Source organism: Bradyrhizobium sp., assembly GCF_022844465.1.
In the GTDB taxonomy this organism is placed as follows: Bacteria; Pseudomonadota; Alphaproteobacteria; order Rhizobiales; family Xanthobacteraceae; genus Bradyrhizobium.
The window spans coordinates 489891-506431 of the sequence record NZ_JALHLP010000001.1 but is presented as its reverse complement, the minus strand read 5'-3'; the positions used below and the strand labels follow the sequence as shown (position 1 = coordinate 506431).

Below are 16541 nucleotides of genomic sequence, written 5' to 3'. Positions count from 1 at the left end.
CCCTTTATTCCGCGACCCGACGGCGCTGTGTGAGGCACTAATGACTGGTACTACGGATATTCGCGAGTTGAAGGCGCGCATCATCGTATGTGGCGTTGGCGGTGCCGGCGGCAATGCCGTCAATAACATGATCAGGGCCGGACTGCAGGGCGTCGAGTTCGTCGTCGTCAATACCGACGCCCAGGCGCTCGCCAGTTCGAAAGCCCCGCACGTCATCCAGTTGGGCGCGAAGGTGACCGGAGGTCTTGGCGCGGGCGCGCAGCCCGAGGTCGGGCGCGCCGCGGCGGAAGAGACCATCGATGCTATCCGTGATCACCTCGCCGGCGTGCATATGGTGTTCATTACCGCCGGCATGGGTGGCGGTACCGGTACCGGGGCGGCGCCCGTCATCGCCAGGATCGCGCGGGAGCTTGGCGTCCTCACCATCGGTGTCGTCACCAAGCCGTTCCATTTCGAAGGCCAGCGCCGCATGCGTTATGCCGAAGCCGGCATCGCGGAACTGCTGAAGGAGGTGGATACCCTGCTGATCATCCCGAACCAGAACCTGTTCAGGGTGGCCAGCGAGAAGACCACGTTCGCTGATGCCTTCGCCATGGCCGATCAGGTGCTGTATTCGGGCGTGGCCTGTATCAGCGACCTCATCGTCAAGGAAGGGCTGATCAATCTCGATTTCGCCGACGTTCTCTCGGTCATGCGCGAGAAGGGCAAGGCCATGATGGGCAGGGGCGAGGCTTCCGGCGAAAAGCGCGTACTCAACGCCGCCGTGGCGGCGATTTCCAATCCTTTGATCGAGGATCCCTCGATCAAGCGGGCCAGTGGCCTGATTGTTTCGATCACCGGCGGCAGGGACCTGACGCTGTTCGAGGTCGACGAAGCTGCCACCCGCATACGCGACGAAGCCGACCCGGACGCCAACATCATTGTCGGCGCGACTTTCGATGCCAGCCTCGATGGCATCGTCCGCGTCTCGGTCGTGGCGACCGGGATCGACAATCTCGGCGCGGCGCGCCAGACGCAGTCAGGGGAAAGCTCGCTCACAGACCTCGCAGGCAGGCTGAGCAACGACAGGCGCCGCATCCCCGACCGGATCGAGCGGGGTACGCCACCGCAATTCGAGAGTCCGCCGCTCCGCCCGGCGGCCCGACATCCGATCGCGCAGAGCCCTGATCCCTACGGCCGCTCCTCCGCGGTGCGCAACCTGGTCGAGGAGAGAATTCTCGATATTCCGAACTTCCTGAGCCGCAAGGCCAACTGAGGCGCCGCGCAGCGGGAACGGGCCTCACTTCATGCCCATGCAACTCGCGTAGAACGTGGTCGTTGCCGGCCAGTCCGAGAACATGCCGCGGATGCCGACTTGCCTGGCGAGCACGTCCAGCACCGTCATCGTGTCGCCGTCGCGATCGATCGCCGGTTTGACCGAGCGGTGATAAAATCCGCCGCCCTTGTGCAGCGGGCCGTCGCGCTCCAGCGACCATCCGATCAGGTCGAGGCCGGCCGCCTTCGCGGCCCTGGCGTATTCCGACGGCACGATTTCCTTGTTGTCGCTCAGCGCCAGCATCGCCCAGATCGGCGGCGCCAGAATCCTCACCCCCTGCGCTCTCAGTTCAGCCATCGAGGGCTTCCACGTCTCGGGCTTGCCAGGGTCGAGACCCTGTTTGTCGTAACGGTCTTCGAGATACACCGCCTGCGCGCCAAAGGCAGGCTCGGTCTTCAGCCAATGAAGCACATCGGCGAGATTGAAACTCTGGGCGAACACGTCGCCGGGTGGGATGCCGGCCTTCTTGTAGGCGTCGAGCATTTGCGAGGCGTACTTCTCCTGGGTGTAGTCGCCCTCGAACGGCATCGGCACCTCGGGTGCCTTCAGTTCGGGTGTGAACTTGGCACCGAGGCTCCTGATCAGCGCGATGCTCTCGTCATGCGTCATCAGCGTGCCGGAATGGGCGTATAGATCGGTGCGCCAGCGCGGGGTGCCGTTCTGATATTCTTCCGGCGTCTTTGCATCGGGATTGAAGCCATCCATCTTCGCGGTCAGGGTCCGGAATTCGGCGAGCGTGATGTCGGAGGTGCAGCACCTGGCGGACGCCTTTCGGCCGGTCGCCGGGTTGGCCGGCGTGAATGACTGCGCGCATTTTGCGGCGAGCGCCGGGACCGTCAGGATATTGGTCGTCGTATGCAGGTCGCACTGCGAATGCCGGCAGACCAGTTCCCGGTCTTTTGTGAAGGTCACATCGCATTCGATGATCCCGGCGCCCATCCGGGCGGCCGCGACATAGGATTCCCGGCTGTGCTCGGGAAACTGCAGCGCCGCGCCACGGTGGCCGATCGAAAAATCGGTCTTGTGGAACGGTCCGGTGCACTGGCTGAGCTGTCGCTTGAGCGGGCCGTCCTTCATCCGGTCGACCAGATAGAACGGCCGCGGCCCGATCTGCGCTTCGCGCGGCAGCGGAGCATCTTGCGCCGCAGCGGGAAGCATTGCAGTGACTGAAAAGAGAGCGGCCAGCAGGAAGCGATGGCTGGTGGGCATGGGAGGGTCCTCGGATAACGCGTTGCGCGCCGCCAGGATATCACGGAGCATGTGACAGTTGCGTGTGGGCCGGTCAGCGGCCGCATACGCCGAAAACGAAAATCATTGCCTGGAGAATTCAGATGCCCGCAGCTTTCTTTGTCGTCCGCGCCACCGTGTCCGATCCGGACAAACGCCAGGCGTTCGACGCCTGGTATTCCCGCGAGCACCTGCCGGATGCACTGAAATCCTTCGGCGCCGTGAAGGCGTGGCGCTACTGGAGCGTGACCGATCCGTCGATGCATCACGCGATGTATCAGTTCACCGATCAGGCCGCCCTCGATCGCGCCATCACCGGCAAGGAACTTGACCGCCTGATCTCCGACTTCAACCGCGACTGGCCTGCGGTGACGCGCACGCGCGAGGTGCTGCTGCTGGCCGAGGAACTCGTGGCGCGCTGAGGCACAGTGAAGACATTGCCGCGCCACAAAGCTGAACGGATAGTTCACCGGGCGTTCAGCTTGCGACGCTGAAACTCTCCTCGTCACAGCAACGCGGTGGAGGGGACTCATGGAACGCCGGCACTTTCTGAAACTCGTCTTTGGATTCGCCGCGGGCGGCGTCGCGCTCGCCGCCAGCGCGCAAGCTGCGCCGCTGATGCCCGTGCCTCTTGCCGACGACGCCGACCGGCTCCCCAATCCGGATGCCCAGCCTGCCGTGACCACAGGCGATGAGGTCGAGAGCCTCACGCCGGAAGAAGTGCGCGGCGGCCGCGGTCGCGGCCGTGGCGGTGGGCGTGGGCGCGGTTGGGGTCGTGGCCGGCATCGCGGCTGGGGACGTCGACACTATGGTTGGCGCCGCCGGCACTATGGCTGGCGTCGCAGGTATTGGGGTCGGCGTCGCCGCCGCTACTGGCGGCGTCGTTACTGGTAAGGCGCAGCCACCAGGGACTGCCGCAAACTCAGGAAAAAAGCCCCGCGGAAGCGGGGCCTGGTGCGTCAGGCTCGATCTCAATAAGCGCGACAGCGCCCGTGGCGCCACACGGTTCCGTATGGGCACACGCGACGAGCGGGCCGCACCACAACGACCGGGGCCGGACGTACGACAACGAACGGGGCCGGCTGAACGATAACGGCCCTTCGATTGGGTTGGCACCCGCCATAGGGACCGCGATGCCAGCCCGGGCCGCATCCGCCGGCGGCGTTCGCCGCGCCAAGGCTGGCGAACGAGGCCGCGATCATCACTGCCGCGAAGAGATATCTCATGCTTCCTCCCGTCTTGGCCGCGACCGCGGCGACGTCTTGAAAGTAGCGGTGGAACCTGAATAGCCAATGAATGGGTCGCCGAAGCCGTGAGCGAAGGCTCGGCGCCAGGCGATCGCTTGCCTGAAGCTCAGATCGCTGCGGCGAGTCCAGGGGTGTTGCCAAACAGCGCGGCGAATCGTTTCTCACCGTTGCGGGTGAAGTTGACGACGCGGCTGCCGGGCGCGGGGTCGCGCGCCGCCCAGTTCAACTCGGTCAACCGATTCATGATGGCGGCGCCCAGCGTGCCCGCGAGGTGATGACGGCGTTCGCTCCAGTCGAGGCAGGCCTTGCATAGCGGCCGGCGCGGGTGGGCCAATGCCTCGGCGTCGATCTGCAGCGCGCTCGCCATGAAGCGCCTGCCTTCTCCGGTGAGTTCGATCGCCTGCTTGGCCTGCCGGATCAGCCGCTGCCGTTTCATGCTGTCAAGCATTTGCACGCCGAGGTCGCCCGCGAGGTGGTCATAGCAGATCCGGGCGCGGCGCAGCGCCGGTTCTTTCGGCCCGGTCCGAACCCGCGTATGCCCGGCGCGCTCCGCAAGGCCGGCCAGCCCTTCGAGTACGCCCGCGACATCGGGGCCGGTCAGCCGGTAGTAGCGGTGGCGCCCCTGCTTTTCCGGTTCGATCAGGCCGCCGGCCTCGAGCTTGGCCAGATGCGAACTCGCGGTCTGCGGCGTGACGCCGGCCTGATGCGCCAGCTCGGTCGCGGTCAGCGCGCGGCCGGTCATCAGCGCGGTCAGCATGTTGGCGCGCGCGGGATCGCCAACCAGCGCGGCGACCATGGCGATATCGGGGCCTGCTTTCATAATTCGATGGTAGACGAAGCATCGGCGACGAGCAAGCGGATATTCTGGGACACACCATAACGGGCTCCGTGATTGCGAGCCAACGGGTCGCGCGAATGCGCGCCCGATGACAGGCTTCGTGAAGCAACCCATGCCACCACCAGCGGAGGAAGGGATTGCTTCGTCGCGCCGCTCCTCGCAAGACGGCGAAATCAACATTGGAGCGCCCTCGATGACCATTACCGTATTCATCCGTTACCAGATCGATCCGTTCAAGCGGGCGATGTTCGAGCGATATGCAAGCAACTGGCTGACCATCATCCCGAAATGCGGCGGCGACCTGATCGGGTACTGGATGCCGCACGAGGGCACCAGCAACATCGCCTTCGCGCTGATCTCGTTCGACAGTCTCGGGGCCTATGAAAGCTACCGGGCGCGGCTTCGCGCGGACGAGGAGGGCGCAGCCAACTTCGACTTCGCGGAGCAGAACAAGCTCAGTCTTGCGGAAGAGCGGACATTCCTGCGGCAGGTGGTTAAGTGACAAGCAGCGCTGGCGCAGGATGCGCCGCGCCGCTATCTTCTTGGCCGACACATATATGGGAGAAAGCCATGCCGGTCATGACCGCCGACAAACGCGCCGCTTTTCGCAAGCTGCACGAGGCCGGATGTTTCATCATACCGAACCCCTTTGACGTCGGAAGCGCCCGGGCGCTGCAGCATCTGGGCTTCAAGGCGCTCGCCTCGACCAGCGCCGGTTTTGCCTGGACGTTGGCAAAGCCCGATAACGGCGTCACCGTCGACGAGGTTTGCGATCATCTCACCGCGCTGTGCAAGGCGGTCGACCTGCCGGTCAACGCGGATTTCGAGGGCGGCTTCGCCCACGATCCCGTGAAAGTTGGCGTCAATGTCGCGCGTGGCGTTCAATCCGGCGTGGCGGGCCTGTCGATCGAGGATTCGACCGGCGACGCGGCCAGGCCGCTGTACGATTTCGCGCTCGCGGTGGAGCGCATCAGGGCGGCGCGCGCGGCAATCGACGCCGATGACAGCGGTGTCCTTCTCACCGGGCGGTGCGAAGCCTTTCTGGTCGGGCAACCAAACCTCGCGATGGTGATCGAACGCCTGACCGCCTACGCCGCGGCCGGCGCGGATTGCCTGTACGCACCGGGCATCAAGAGCCGGGAAGATATCGCCGCCATCGTGAAGGCCGTGCACCCAAAGCCCGTCAATCTGCTGATCGGCGCGTCCGGTCTGTCGCTTGCGCAAGCCGCAGACCTCGGCGTTCGACGTATCAGTGTCGGTGGTTCGTTGGCGCGATCGGCCTGGGGCGGATTTATGAAAGCCGCCCGCGAGATGGCGGAGAAGGGGACGTTCACTGAACTTGCCAACGGCTATCCCGGTGGCGAACTCAACAAGATGTTCAGCTAGCAAGAGAAGCAGCGGGCAAATGAGCCCGCTGCCTGGTTTCAGATGATTCAGCCTGGTTTCAGATGATTGCGTTGCTACCTGGCGGCCGGGGCCGTACCGGCTGGCGGAGTGGTTGTGCTCGGAGATGGAGATGACGTTGATGGTGCAGCACCCGTGGTCATGCCCGGCTGGGCATTGGTCCGCGGGGTCACGTCACGCATACCGGGAGGAGCGGCCGGCGGCGTTTGCTGCACGGTCTGGCTGGCCGGGGTGGTACCCGCCTGGTTTACGCTGGTGTTGTTAAGGCCGTAAAACACGGCACCCAGAACAACCGCGACGGCGAGAGCGATCATGGCGACCCTCATTCCACTGGCCGGGCGTTCGGTGAGTGCGGGATCGGCCTGCAGCTCGCTTTCCAGGCGAGGCTGACGGCGGATGTCGTCATTCGGGTTCGGGCGGTAAGGGTCGTTCTGATTGAGTTGATTTGCCATAAGAATTGTTCCTCCGTTGGCGCCCCAGACGTAACTGGGAGACAATGGCTGGCGCGCATGGATGTTCCGCGGCAATCTGCAACCGGTCATGACGGAGCCGGTGGTTCCCGGTTCCCTAAACGAGGTTGCCATGTGGAGCCTGCCGCCCAGCGATACCGTCCTGCACCTGCTGTCTTATTTGGCCTTGACGGCGCAGGCGATGACCGCCGCGCTTGCGGCGGGACGGCGTAGCATGGATTGGGCCGGCGTGTGCATGCTGGGCTGCATCACCGCGCTCGGCGGCGGCACCATTCGCGACGTGCTGCTCGGGCACTATCCGCTGGTCTGGGTGCAAAACCCGTCCTATCTGGCGCTGACCGCGGTGGCGGCGTTGGCCACTATTTTGATCGCGCGGCATGTCCATCGGCTCAGTACGGCGTTCCTGGTGCTGGATGCGATCGGGCTCGTTGTGTTCACCATGGCCGGCTGCGATGTGGCCTGGCAGATGAACGCGTCACTGCCGATCGTGATCGTGGCGGGCATGATCACGGGCTGCGCCGGGGGCGTGCTACGGGATATCCTTTGCAACGACGTGCCGCTGTTGTTTCGCGCGGAACTCTACGCCAGCGTGTCCGTCGTGACCGGATTGTTCTACGCCTCCGCCTTCGCGCTTAACCTCAATGATCATGTATGGACCGCGCTGACTTTCGTGCTCGGCCTGACGCTGCGCCTGTTGGCCATACGCTACAAATGGGAAATGCCGAAATTCGTCTTCAGTGGAGATCAGCGTTGAAAGGAGGACGCTCCTATCGTGGCTTGCGCGCCTGTGCGACCTGACCGGCTGTATGGATCGGCCGATTGCAGATTGGCATTGCCTGGCAGCGGAGGATAGATTCGCGGTAATCGTCGGCTACGGCGCGCCCGCCGGCAAATCCTTCAGGTAAACCGCAATGGCGCGGATATCCGCCTCGCTCATCTTTGATGTCGAGTTGACGACGACCTCCGACACTAGCTGGCCAGCGTGGCTCCGGCCGTTGCGGCCGCTCTGCAGGTATTCGGCGATGTCCTCCACGCTCCAGGATTTCAGGCCGCCATTTTCGGCGCCGTCGAGCCGCGGCGCGAACACCCCGGCGATACGCCCGCCGCCGTAAGCCTGGTCACGTTTTTCGGCGCCGAACATATTCTTCGGCGTATGGCAGGCACCGCAGCGGCCGACGCCTTCAGCCAGATAGCGGCCGCGGTTCCATTCCGCGCTTTTGTGCTGGTCGGGCATCAGGATTCCGGGCTTGAAGAACCACCAGTTCCAGCCGCGCATGACGACGCGATAGTTCAGCGGCCAGCTCAGCTCCGGAGGGCGAGGCTGGTTTCGCACCGGCGTCAGCGTCGCCAGATAGACTCTGATCGCCAAGATGTCCTGTCGGGTCAGCTTGGTGAAGTTCGGGTAGGGGAACGCCGGGTAGTAGCGCGAACCGTCGCGGGCGACGCCGAACCGCAAGGCGCGGTAGAATTCGTCGTCGCTCCACCCGCCAAGGCCGGTGTCGCGATCTGGCGTCAGATTGGCCGAATAGATCCCGCCAAACCGCGTGTCGATTCGCTTTCCGCCGGCGAACGGTTTGGCGGCATCGACGGTGTGGCAGCCGGCGCAGCCCCCGGCCTCGGTGAGCGACTTGCCGCGTGCGACGTCCTCGGCGGACGTTTCGCCTGCCGATGTGGCACCGGGCTGGGCATGGCTTTCGCTTGCAGCCAAGGCAGCGCACAATAGCAAGCTGGCGAGAACCGTCCGCATGGGGTCCGATACTGTCCCTGAGCCAAATGGCGTTATGGGCGCACTGCTAGGACACTCTAGCCAAAACAGGGTCGAGCGGGCAACATCATGCTGTTTCGTGCCGATGCTTCCCTACGACACAAATCGAAAAGCTTCCTGGTCGTTTCCGGTATGAAATTGCGATCTTTGGCGGCACGGCCCGGATGTCTGGATTTTGTAGTGCGCGGCCCTCAGAATTCGACATACTGATCCGTCAAGAGAACGTCGGCGCATCCAGTCTTCAACGGGTGAAAAAGAGGGGCTTAAATGGGAATCAACCAGGGTCCGATCAGTCTCGATCAGAAATACACCCAAGGCTCCGGCCACATCTTCCTCACCGGCATCCAGGCGCTGGTCCGCCTGCCAATGGCGCAAATCCGCCGCGACCGCGCTGCGGGACTGAACACCGCGGGCTTCGTATCCGGATATCGCGGTTCGCCGCTCGGCGGCTATGACCAGCAGCTGGTCGCCGCCCGCAAGCATCTCGACCAGTACAACATCAAGTTTCAGCCGGGCGTCAACGAAGACCTTGCTGCGACCGCAGTCTGGGGCTCGCAGCAGCTCAGCCTTTCGCCCGGCGCCAAGTACGATGGCGTGGTCGGCATCTGGTACGGCAAGGGCCCCGGCGTCGACCGCTGCGGCGACGTGTTCCGTCACGCCAATACGGCGGGCTCTGCGAAAAACGGCGGCGTGCTCTGCCTGGCCGGCGATGACCACGGCGCAAAATCCTCCACCGTGCCGCACCAGTCGGACCACGCCTTCATCTCCGCACTGATGCCATATCTGTATCCCTCCAGCATCCATGAAATGATCGAGATGGGCCTTTTGGGTATCGCCATGTCGCGCTACTCCGGCTGCTGGGTCGGCATGAAGGTCATCACCGAGACGGTGGAAACCACCGCCGAGATCGACCTCACCGACGAGATGACGCCTTTCGTGATTCCGACCGATTTCGAGATGCCGCCGGGCGGCCTCAACCTGCGCTGGCCCGACGATCGCTATGAGCAGGATCTGCGCCTGCAGGACTACAAGGGCTATGCGGCGATCGCCTTCGCGCGCGCCAACAAGATCAACCGCATCACGATGGATTCGCCGAATGCCCGCTACGGCATCATGGCATCCGGCAAGAGCTACGAGGACATCCGCCAGGCGCTGCGCGAACTTGGGATCACCGAGGAAGTCGCCGCCAGGATCGGGCTTCGCCTTTACAAGATCGGCATGCCCTGGCCGCTGGAGCCGGAAGGCGTGCGGCAGTTCGCCGTTGGCCTTGAGGAAATCTTCATCATCGAAGAGCGCCGCGAGATCGTCGAGAACCAGGTCAAGCAGGAGCTGTTCAACTGGCGCGACGATGTCCGCCCGCGCATCGTCGGCAAGATGGACGACCACGACAAGCGTTTTCTGACTTTCGCTGCAGAACTCAGCGTTGCCTCGCTCGCGAGTTCGCTGACCGAGCGGTTGCTCCGACTTAACCTCAACCCTGAAATCGCCGCGATGCTGCGCGCCAAGGCCGATTGGTTCAACGGCCGGCAGGCGACCCAGATGCAGGCGGTCGCACCGGTCACGCGTACCCCTTATTTCTGCTCGGGCTGTCCGCACAACACCTCGACCAGGGTGCCGGAGGGCAGCCGCGCCTTTGCCGGGATCGGCTGCCACTTCATGGCGCTGTGGATGGACCGCTCGACCGAGACCTACACCCACATGGGCGGCGAGGGTGTGCCGTGGGTCGGGGTGGCGCCGTTCACCAGGGAAGAGCACGTGTTCGCCAATCTCGGCGACGGCACCTACTTCCATTCCGGCAGCCTGGCGATTCGCCAGGCGGTCGCGTCAGGCGCCAACATCACCTACAAGATCCTTTACAACGACGCGACCGCTATGACCGGCGGCCAGCATGTCGACGGCGAGTTATCGCCGCAGCAGATCACCTTCCAGCTTCATTCCGAAGGCATCCGGGAAATCTACCTGGTCTCGGAGAACCCGCAACTCTATCCGGCTTCCGACATCGCGCCCGGCGTCAAGGTCGCTCACCGCGATGACCTTGACGCCGTCCAGAAGGCCTGCCGCGCGGTGAAGGGCGCTTCGGCCATCGTGTTCGTGCAAACCTGCGCGGCCGAGAAACGCCGCCGCCGCAAGCGCGGCCTGATGGAAGACCCGGCGCGCCGCGTCGTGATCAATCCGGCCGTGTGCGAAGGTTGCGGCGATTGCTCGGTGCAGTCGAACTGCATCTCGGTCGAGCCGCTGGAAACTGAGATGGGCCGCAAGCGCACCATCAACCAGTCGACCTGCAACAAGGACTACTCCTGTCTTAAGGGGTTCTGCCCGTCCTTTGTCACCGTTGACGGCGGCAAACCGCGCCGCCGCGCGCCGGCGAGCCTGGGCGAAGTCGGTGATCTGCCGGAGCCGGCCTCGCGCCCGTCGCTGGACCGGCCGTACAACATCGCCGTCGGCGGCGTCGGCGGCACCGGCGTGCTGACGATCGGCGCGCTGCTCGGCATGGCCGCGCATATCGAGGGCAAGGCCAGCATGATCCTCGACATGTCCGGCCTCGCGCAAAAGGGCGGCGCGGTACTCAGCCACGTCCGGCTTTCCGAGCATACCGCCGACGTCACCTGCTCGCGCATCGTCACCGGCACCGCCGATCTGGTGTTGGCGGCGGACGAGGTGGTGGCCGCCGCCAAGGACACCATCACCCTTTGCGAGTCGAGCCGCACCGTCGGCGTCATCAATACCCACGTCATTCCGACCGCCGACTTCATCCTCAACCGCGACTTCAATTTCCAGAGCCGCAAGGTCAATCATGTGCTGGAAACCGAGCTGCGCAAGGATTCCTCTTTCTACGATTTCACCAAGCCCGCCGAAGCGTTGTTGGGAGATTCCATCGCCACCAACATCATGATGATGGGCTATGCCTACCAGAGGGGCCTGCTGCCGCTGTCGGCGAAAGCCATTGAGCAGGCAATCGAGGTCAACGGCGTCGCGATCAAGATGAACACGCAGGCCTTCCAGCTCGGGCGTCTCGCCGCGGCCGACCCGGCGCGGTTGGCCGCGATGATGAAGGACCAGGATGACACCGTGCCGCCAAAGACGCTGGAGGCGATGTCGCTTGAGGAGATCATCGCCCACCGCAGCGCGCATCTGACCGACTACCAGGGCGGCAGGCTCGCCAGGCGCTACCGCAAGCTCGTGGACCAGGTACGCGACGCCGCCACCGATGGCGGCTACGGCGAGGCGCTGCCGCGGGCGGTGGCGATCAACTATGCCAAGCTGCTGGCCTACAAGGACGAGTACGAGGTCGCCCGGCTCTTTACCGACGGCCGGTTCGAGAAGCAGCTCCGCGACCAGTTCGAGGGCGACTTCAAGTTCAACTTCAACCTGGCGCCGCCAATGCTGGCGGGAAAGCCGGATGCACTGGGCCGGCCAGGCAAGCGCGCATTCGGTGCGTGGATGATGCCGGTATTCCGGACGCTGGCGAGGCTGCGCTTCCTGCGCGGCACGCCGTTCGACGTTTTCGGCTACAGCACCGACCGCAAGCTCGAGCGTGACCTGATCGCCGGGTACGAGAAAGACGCCGCCACCGTGCTCGGCCTGCTGTCGCCGGTCACGCATGACGCCGCCGTCGAGATCCTGTCGCTGCCCGATCGCATCCGCGGCTACGGCCCGGTGAAGGAAAAGGCGGTGCGGGACGCCAGGGCGCGCCACGCCCAACTGGCTGCCGATCTCGTCAGTCCACCTCCCGCGTCGCGTCAGATCGCGGCGGAGTAGGCGTCAGACCCAGTGGGCCAGCGGGCCGGAGCCAAGGCGCAGCGCGGCTACCGGGGCCGGCCGTCCATGGTCCAGTCGCCAAGGCGAAACGACCAGGCGCCTTGTAGTCCCGTCGAAGGTGGCCAGCGAAAGATCGGCGTCAGATCCGCTTGTCTCGGTCTCGGCTTTCGCAGCAGGCGGAAGTGTGATTTGTTCCCGTCGATCAAGAGCGGCTGTCAAAGCCGAACGCTCAACAAACAAAAAAAGGGGGACGTCCATGCGCGCCTCGCTACTTCTTGTCGCGATCTCATCCGTTTTCGCTTCCGCCGCGTTTGCCCAGACTCCAAAACTTGTCGTTGAGGAGATGATGGTCCCGTCGCCGGATGCGGGCATTGAAATCTATGTCCGCAACAAGCGGCCGGCGGACATGGTTTCGTTCCGGCCGGAGCGGACCGTGCTGTATGTTCACGGCGCGACTTATCCGGCGTCGACGGCTTTCGACCTGCAACTGGATGGCATGTCGTGGATGGATTACATCGCGGCTCGGGGCTACGATGTTTATCTCCTTGACCTGCGCGGGTATGGCAAGTCGACGCGGCCAAAGGAAATGAGCGACAAGCCGGAGGCAAACCCACCGCTGGTGCGCGGCGAGACGGCTGTTAAGGACATCTCATCCGTGGTCGATTTCATTCTGAAGCGCCGCAACATCGCGCGGGTAAACCTGCTCGGCTGGTCGTGGGGCACCACGCTGATGGCGACGTACACCACGCAGAACGCAGCCAAGGTCGAACGGCTGGTGCTCTATGCGCCGGCGTGGATTCGCAACACGCCTTCACTCGTGCAGTCCGGCCCGGGCCCGATCCCGGCCTATCGGATGGTGCGGAGGGATCAAGCGCTGGGGCGATGGCTGACGGGCGTGGCCGATGACAAGAAGGAGGCTCTCATTCCGGCCGGCTGGTTTGACGCCTGGGCTGACGCGACCTGGGCCACCGACGCCGAAGGCGGCAAAATGAACCCTCCGGTGCTTCGCGCACCGAACGGCGTGGTAATCGACGGCGCCGAATTCTTCGGTGCGGGCAAGGCGTACTACGATCCGGCCAAGATCACGGTGCCGACGCTTCTGGTTAACGCCGAATGGGACAAGGACACGCCTCCGTACATGGCGCAGACGCTGTTTCCCTTGCTGATAAACTCGCCCGGCAAGCGCTACGTCGAACTGGCGGAGGGCACGCACAGCATCATCATGGAGAAAAATCGGCTGCAGTTGTTCAAGACGGTACAAGCCTTCCTCGACGAGGCCGCAGGTCTGTGAACGATCCGGGCGGGAGCTTCGTCGCCAGCGCTTCACGAAGCGTTGGCGGCAGCGATCAACACCGCAGGTAGGACAAGCGCGACCGTTTGTCCGATGACCCCGGCGACGACTAGCCTGCAGCTCGTCGTCGGTGTATAGTGTCGCTCATGAGTTGGGATGCGAAAGACGTAGCGCTGCTCAAGAAGCTTTGGGCCGATGGCCAAAGTGCCGGCCAGATCGCAACTCGGCTAGGCTACAGCCGTAACGCCGTCAGTGCCAAGTTGAAGCGGATGGGCCGTAAGCGCGGTCATAAGCCGCCAACGGCGAACCCGAAGATCGTGTCACTACCGAAACGAAGCGCGCCGTCGTTGGCGGCCTGCGCCCGCCCGGTGGACAGGGTTGTTTCGGCGCGCAAGCCGGCATCCCGGCCGCCAAAGGAATTCACCAAGCACCAGCTTTACGCCATGCTGGCTGATGCGGTCAGGAATACCGGTTCGCGCTAGCGCGTTGTTCAGAGAACCGCGTTCGATTCCAGCAGAAGGCAAAGCCCCAGCCGCCAACCTCTCGCCCGGCGGAATATTTACGCGCTTGCCAAGGCTGCTCCGAAAGGCCAGAAAAACCGCTGGAAGAAGAAACGCCAGCGGAGAACGACTTGACCATCAAGGGCAAAGCCTACATTGCCGGGATTTACGAGCATCCCACCCGGCACGCACCCGACAAATCCACCGCACAGCTCCACGCCGAGGTCGCCAAGGGTGCGATCGAGGATGCCGGCCTGACCAAGGCCGATATCGACGGCTATTTCTGCGCCGGCGACGCCCCCGGCGGGGCCTGGCCGATGGTCGATTACCTCGGCTTGAAGGTGCGCCACATCGATTCCACTGAAACCGGCGGCTGCTCCTATCTGATCCATCTCGGTCACGCCGCCGAGGCGATCGCGGCCGGCAAGTGCTCGATCGCACTGCTCACGCTGGCGGGCAAGCCGCGCACCGGGCCGCTGCCGGCGCGCGCCACGGGCGCGGAGGTGGACTTCGAAGCGGCCTATGGCGCGACGACGCATAATGCCTATGGCATGTGTGCCATGCGCCATATGCACGACTATGGCACCACCAGCGAGCAGCTCGCCTGGATCAAGGTCGCGGCCTCCCACCACGCCCAGTACAATCCGCATGCCATGCTGAGGGACGTCGTTACCGTCGAGGACGTTCTCAACTCGCCGATGATCTCGGACCCGCTGCGCCGCATGGATTGCTGCGTCGTCACCGATGGCGGTGGCGCGATGATCGTGACTACGCCGGAAATCGCCAAAAGTCTGAAGAAGCCGTTGGTGCGGCTGATCGGCCATGGCGAGGCGATGAAGGGCCCTCGCGGCGGCAAGGACCTCGACCTGACTTACTCCGCCGGCGTCTGGTCGGGGCCGCGCGCGTTCGAGGAGGCCGGCGTCACGCCACAGGACATCAAATACGCCTCGATCTACGACAGCTTCACCATCACCGTGCTGATGCAGCTCGAAGACCTCGGCTTCTGCAAGAAGGGCGAGGGCGGCAAGTTCGTTTCCGACGGCAACCTGATCTCCGGCGTCGGCAAGCTGCCGTTCAACACCGATGGCGGCGGCCTCTGCAGCAACCATCCGGTTAACCGTGGCGGCATGACGAAAGTCATCGAAGCGGTGCGCCAGTTGCGCGGGCAAGCGCATCCGAAGGTGCAGGTGCCGAATTGCGATCTCGCGGTCGCCCACGGCACCGGCGGACTGCTCGGCGTGCGCCACGCCGCCTCGACCTGCATTCTGGAGCGCGTGTGATGGCTGAAGCAAAGAAATACCCGGCGCCTGTGACCAACCCCGAAACCGCGCCGTTCTGGGAAGCCGCCAAGCAGGGCAAGTTCCTAATCAAGCGCTGCACCGCCTGCGGCGAGCCGCATTATTTTCCGCGCTCGATCTGCCCGTTCTGTTTCTCGGACAAGACGGTGTGGGAGGAAAGCTCGGGCGAGGCCACGATCTACACTTTCAGCCTGATGCGCAAATCCGCCACCGGGCCGTATGCGATCGCCTTCGTGACCCTGAAGGAAGGCCCGTCATTGCAGACCAATATCGTCGACTGCGACATGGACAAGCTCAGGATCGGGCAGAAGGTCAAGGTGGTGTTCAAGCCGACCGACGGCGCGCCGCTGCCGTTCTTTACGCCGGCCTAGCGCGACCGGGCGCGCTGGCCGCCCAACGACAAGTCGTCAATCCCGCGAACGCGGGGATCCAGTAAACACCGGTGAATACTGGATGCCCGCCTGCGCGGGCATGACATGCGAGAAAAGAATTCGGGAGGAAGTCTGGACATGCCGATCAACTATGATGAGCTGATGGCCCTGAAGAGTCTGGGGCAGAAATACGCCTATACCGACCGCGACGTGATGCTCTACGCCTACGGGATCGGGATGGGCGCCGACCCGATGGACGAAAAAGAGCTCGCCTTTGTCAACGAGGCCACGGCCATCCCACGCCCGTTGAAGGTGGTGCCGACCTTTGCCTCCGTGGCCGCCTGGGGCGCCGGCCCCGGCGAGATGAATCTAAACCGCGTGATGGTGGTGGACGGCGAGCGCGACATCAGCTTCCACAAGCCGTTTGCGACCGCCGCCCACATCACGGCCGACTCGACCGTGCTCGACGCCTTCGACAAGGGCAAGGACAAGGGCGCGGTGATCCGGCACCAGACCGTGCTCAGGGACGAGAAGGGCGAGAAGCTGGCAACGCTGGTTGCCTCGCGTTTTGCGCGCGGCGACGGCGGATTTGGCGGGCCGTCCGAAGGTCAGCCCGAGCCGCACAAGGTGCCGAGCCGCGCTCCGGACAAGACCGTCGACATCACGACGCGGCCGGACCAGGCGCTGGTCTATCGGCTTTGCGGCGACCGCAATCCGCTGCATTCCGATCCCGGATTTGCGAAGAAGGCCGGCTTCCCCGCGCCGATCCTGCACGGCATGTGCACCTACGGCATCACCTGCCGCGGCGTGCTGCAGACCTACGCCGATTATGATCCTGCCGCCTTCCGGCAGCACGCGGCGCGGTTTTCCGCGCCGGTTTATCCCGGCGAGACCGTGACGATGGAATTGTGGAAGGACGGCAACGTGGTTTCGTTCGAAGCCAAAGTGAAGTCGCGCAACGTGACCGTCATCAAGAGCGGCAGGACGGTGCTGGGTTAACATTCCCGTCATTCCGGGGCGATGCGTAGCATCGAACCCGGAATCTCGAGATTCCGG

The 16541-nt window shown here is 64.1% G+C and carries 16 protein-coding genes; 12 read left to right on the top strand and 4 right to left on the bottom strand.

All coding sequences use genetic code 11. From position 1 onward, the window contains the following. Nucleotides 1-40: 40 nt before the first annotated feature. Entirely contained in the window at nucleotides 41-1255 is a 1215-nt protein-coding gene (gene ftsZ, locus Q0D31_RS02545; protein WP_291844295.1) for a cell division protein FtsZ, read from the top strand. 24 nt (nucleotides 1256-1279) lie between these two features. Here ftsZ and Q0D31_RS02540 read toward each other — a convergent pair whose 3' ends face one another. After that, nucleotides 1280-2473 carry a glycerophosphodiester phosphodiesterase family protein gene (locus tag Q0D31_RS02540; protein ID WP_291846682.1) on the bottom strand — a complete coding sequence of 398 codons (1194 nt, stop codon included), beginning with the start codon at nucleotides 2471-2473 and terminating at the stop codon, nucleotides 1280-1282. Nucleotides 2474-2646: 173 nt separating this feature from the next. On the opposite strand from Q0D31_RS02540, the gene Q0D31_RS02535 reads away from it, so the two are divergent. Beyond that, nucleotides 2647-2964: a hypothetical protein gene (locus Q0D31_RS02535; protein ID WP_291844293.1), complete on the top strand. Its 318-nt coding sequence runs from the start codon at nucleotides 2647-2649 to the stop codon at nucleotides 2962-2964. A gap of 109 nt (nucleotides 2965-3073) precedes the next feature. Next, nucleotides 3074-3436, top strand: a complete 363-nt coding sequence (locus tag Q0D31_RS02530) for a twin-arginine translocation signal domain-containing protein (RefSeq protein WP_291844291.1) — start codon at nucleotides 3074-3076, stop codon at nucleotides 3434-3436. Nucleotides 3437-3895: 459 nt separating this feature from the next. Here the strand turns inward: Q0D31_RS02530 and Q0D31_RS02525 are convergent, their stop codons facing one another. Continuing rightward, nucleotides 3896-4609, bottom strand: a complete 714-nt coding sequence (locus Q0D31_RS02525) for a winged helix-turn-helix domain-containing protein (protein ID WP_291844289.1) — start codon at nucleotides 4607-4609, stop codon at nucleotides 3896-3898. 211 nt (nucleotides 4610-4820) lie between these two features. Here Q0D31_RS02525 and Q0D31_RS02520 point away from each other — a divergent pair, with 211 nt between their 5' ends. Continuing rightward, nucleotides 4821-5129, top strand: a complete 309-nt coding sequence (locus Q0D31_RS02520) for an NIPSNAP family protein (RefSeq protein ID WP_291844287.1) — start codon at nucleotides 4821-4823, stop codon at nucleotides 5127-5129. Between the two features lie 68 nt (nucleotides 5130-5197). After that, on the top strand, nucleotides 5198-6013 hold the full coding sequence (locus Q0D31_RS02515; protein ID WP_291844285.1) for an isocitrate lyase/phosphoenolpyruvate mutase family protein: 816 nt from the start codon (nucleotides 5198-5200) through the stop codon (nucleotides 6011-6013). Nucleotides 6014-6087: 74 nt separating this feature from the next. On the opposite strand, the gene Q0D31_RS02510 is transcribed toward Q0D31_RS02515, so the two are convergent. Further along, on the bottom strand, nucleotides 6088-6483 hold the full coding sequence (locus Q0D31_RS02510) for a hypothetical protein (RefSeq protein ID WP_291844283.1): 396 nt from the start codon (nucleotides 6481-6483) through the stop codon (nucleotides 6088-6090). 130 nt (nucleotides 6484-6613) lie between these two features. Between Q0D31_RS02510 and Q0D31_RS02505 the strand changes: the two genes are divergently transcribed. Then, nucleotides 6614-7255, top strand: a complete 642-nt coding sequence (locus tag Q0D31_RS02505) for a trimeric intracellular cation channel family protein (protein WP_291846673.1) — start codon at nucleotides 6614-6616, stop codon at nucleotides 7253-7255. 117 nt (nucleotides 7256-7372) lie between these two features. Here Q0D31_RS02505 and Q0D31_RS02500 read toward each other — a convergent pair whose 3' ends face one another. Continuing rightward, entirely contained in the window at nucleotides 7373-8209 is an 837-nt protein-coding gene (locus tag Q0D31_RS02500) for a cytochrome c (RefSeq protein ID WP_366518489.1), read from the bottom strand. Between the two features lie 324 nt (nucleotides 8210-8533). Here Q0D31_RS02500 and Q0D31_RS02495 point away from each other — a divergent pair, with 324 nt between their 5' ends. The 6 genes from Q0D31_RS02495 (at nucleotide 8534) to Q0D31_RS02470 (ending at nucleotide 16484) form a co-directional block, all read left to right on the top strand. Continuing rightward, nucleotides 8534-12025, top strand: coding sequence for an indolepyruvate ferredoxin oxidoreductase family protein (locus tag Q0D31_RS02495; protein ID WP_291844280.1), 3492 nt, complete (start codon nucleotides 8534-8536; stop codon nucleotides 12023-12025). A 184-nt stretch (nucleotides 12026-12209) separates the two neighbouring features. Next, the gene (locus Q0D31_RS02490) at nucleotides 12210-13316 is read left to right on the top strand and encodes an alpha/beta fold hydrolase (RefSeq protein WP_291844278.1); all 1107 of its coding nucleotides are present in this window, start codon (nucleotides 12210-12212) and stop codon (nucleotides 13314-13316) included. Between the two features lie 146 nt (nucleotides 13317-13462). Continuing rightward, the gene (locus Q0D31_RS02485) at nucleotides 13463-13798 is read left to right on the top strand and encodes a GcrA family cell cycle regulator (protein ID WP_291844276.1); all 336 of its coding nucleotides are present in this window, start codon (nucleotides 13463-13465) and stop codon (nucleotides 13796-13798) included. Between the two features lie 149 nt (nucleotides 13799-13947). Further along, nucleotides 13948-15096 (top strand): thiolase domain-containing protein, encoded by a 1149-nt coding sequence (locus Q0D31_RS02480; RefSeq protein ID WP_291844273.1) that lies wholly within the window; start codon nucleotides 13948-13950, stop codon nucleotides 15094-15096. Continuing rightward, complete coding sequence (locus tag Q0D31_RS02475) at nucleotides 15096-15485, top strand: OB-fold domain-containing protein (RefSeq protein WP_291844269.1); 390 nt, start codon at nucleotides 15096-15098, stop codon at nucleotides 15483-15485. The genes Q0D31_RS02480 and Q0D31_RS02475 overlap by 1 nt, the downstream gene beginning before the upstream one ends. 138 nt (nucleotides 15486-15623) lie before the next feature. Continuing rightward, the gene (locus Q0D31_RS02470) at nucleotides 15624-16484 is read left to right on the top strand and encodes a MaoC/PaaZ C-terminal domain-containing protein (RefSeq protein WP_291844267.1); all 861 of its coding nucleotides are present in this window, start codon (nucleotides 15624-15626) and stop codon (nucleotides 16482-16484) included. The last annotated feature ends 57 nt before the right edge of the window (nucleotides 16485-16541 follow it).

Coding starts and splice junctions, on each gene's coding strand:
- Q0D31_RS02515 (WP_291844285.1), top strand. CDS start 5,198: ATGCCGGTCATGACCGCCGACAAACGCGCCGCTTTTCGCAAGCTGCAC.
- Q0D31_RS02510 (WP_291844283.1), bottom strand. CDS start 6,483: ATGGCAAATCAACTCAATCAGAACGACCCTTACCGCCCGAACCCGAAT.
- Q0D31_RS02485 (WP_291844276.1), top strand. CDS start 13,463: ATGAGTTGGGATGCGAAAGACGTAGCGCTGCTCAAGAAGCTTTGGGCC.
- Q0D31_RS02505 (WP_291846673.1), top strand. CDS start 6,614: ATGTGGAGCCTGCCGCCCAGCGATACCGTCCTGCACCTGCTGTCTTAT.
- Q0D31_RS02520 (WP_291844287.1), top strand. CDS start 4,821: ATGACCATTACCGTATTCATCCGTTACCAGATCGATCCGTTCAAGCGG.
- Q0D31_RS02540 (WP_291846682.1), bottom strand. CDS start 2,473: ATGCTTCCCGCTGCGGCGCAAGATGCTCCGCTGCCGCGCGAAGCGCAG.
- Q0D31_RS02495 (WP_291844280.1), top strand. CDS start 8,534: ATGGGAATCAACCAGGGTCCGATCAGTCTCGATCAGAAATACACCCAA.
- ftsZ (WP_291844295.1), top strand. CDS start 41: ATGACTGGTACTACGGATATTCGCGAGTTGAAGGCGCGCATCATCGTA.
- Q0D31_RS02535 (WP_291844293.1), top strand. CDS start 2,647: ATGCCCGCAGCTTTCTTTGTCGTCCGCGCCACCGTGTCCGATCCGGAC.
- Q0D31_RS02470 (WP_291844267.1), top strand. CDS start 15,624: ATGCCGATCAACTATGATGAGCTGATGGCCCTGAAGAGTCTGGGGCAG.
- Q0D31_RS02530 (WP_291844291.1), top strand. CDS start 3,074: ATGGAACGCCGGCACTTTCTGAAACTCGTCTTTGGATTCGCCGCGGGC.
- Q0D31_RS02525 (WP_291844289.1), bottom strand. CDS start 4,609: ATGAAAGCAGGCCCCGATATCGCCATGGTCGCCGCGCTGGTTGGCGAT.
- Q0D31_RS02475 (WP_291844269.1), top strand. CDS start 15,096: ATGGCTGAAGCAAAGAAATACCCGGCGCCTGTGACCAACCCCGAAACC.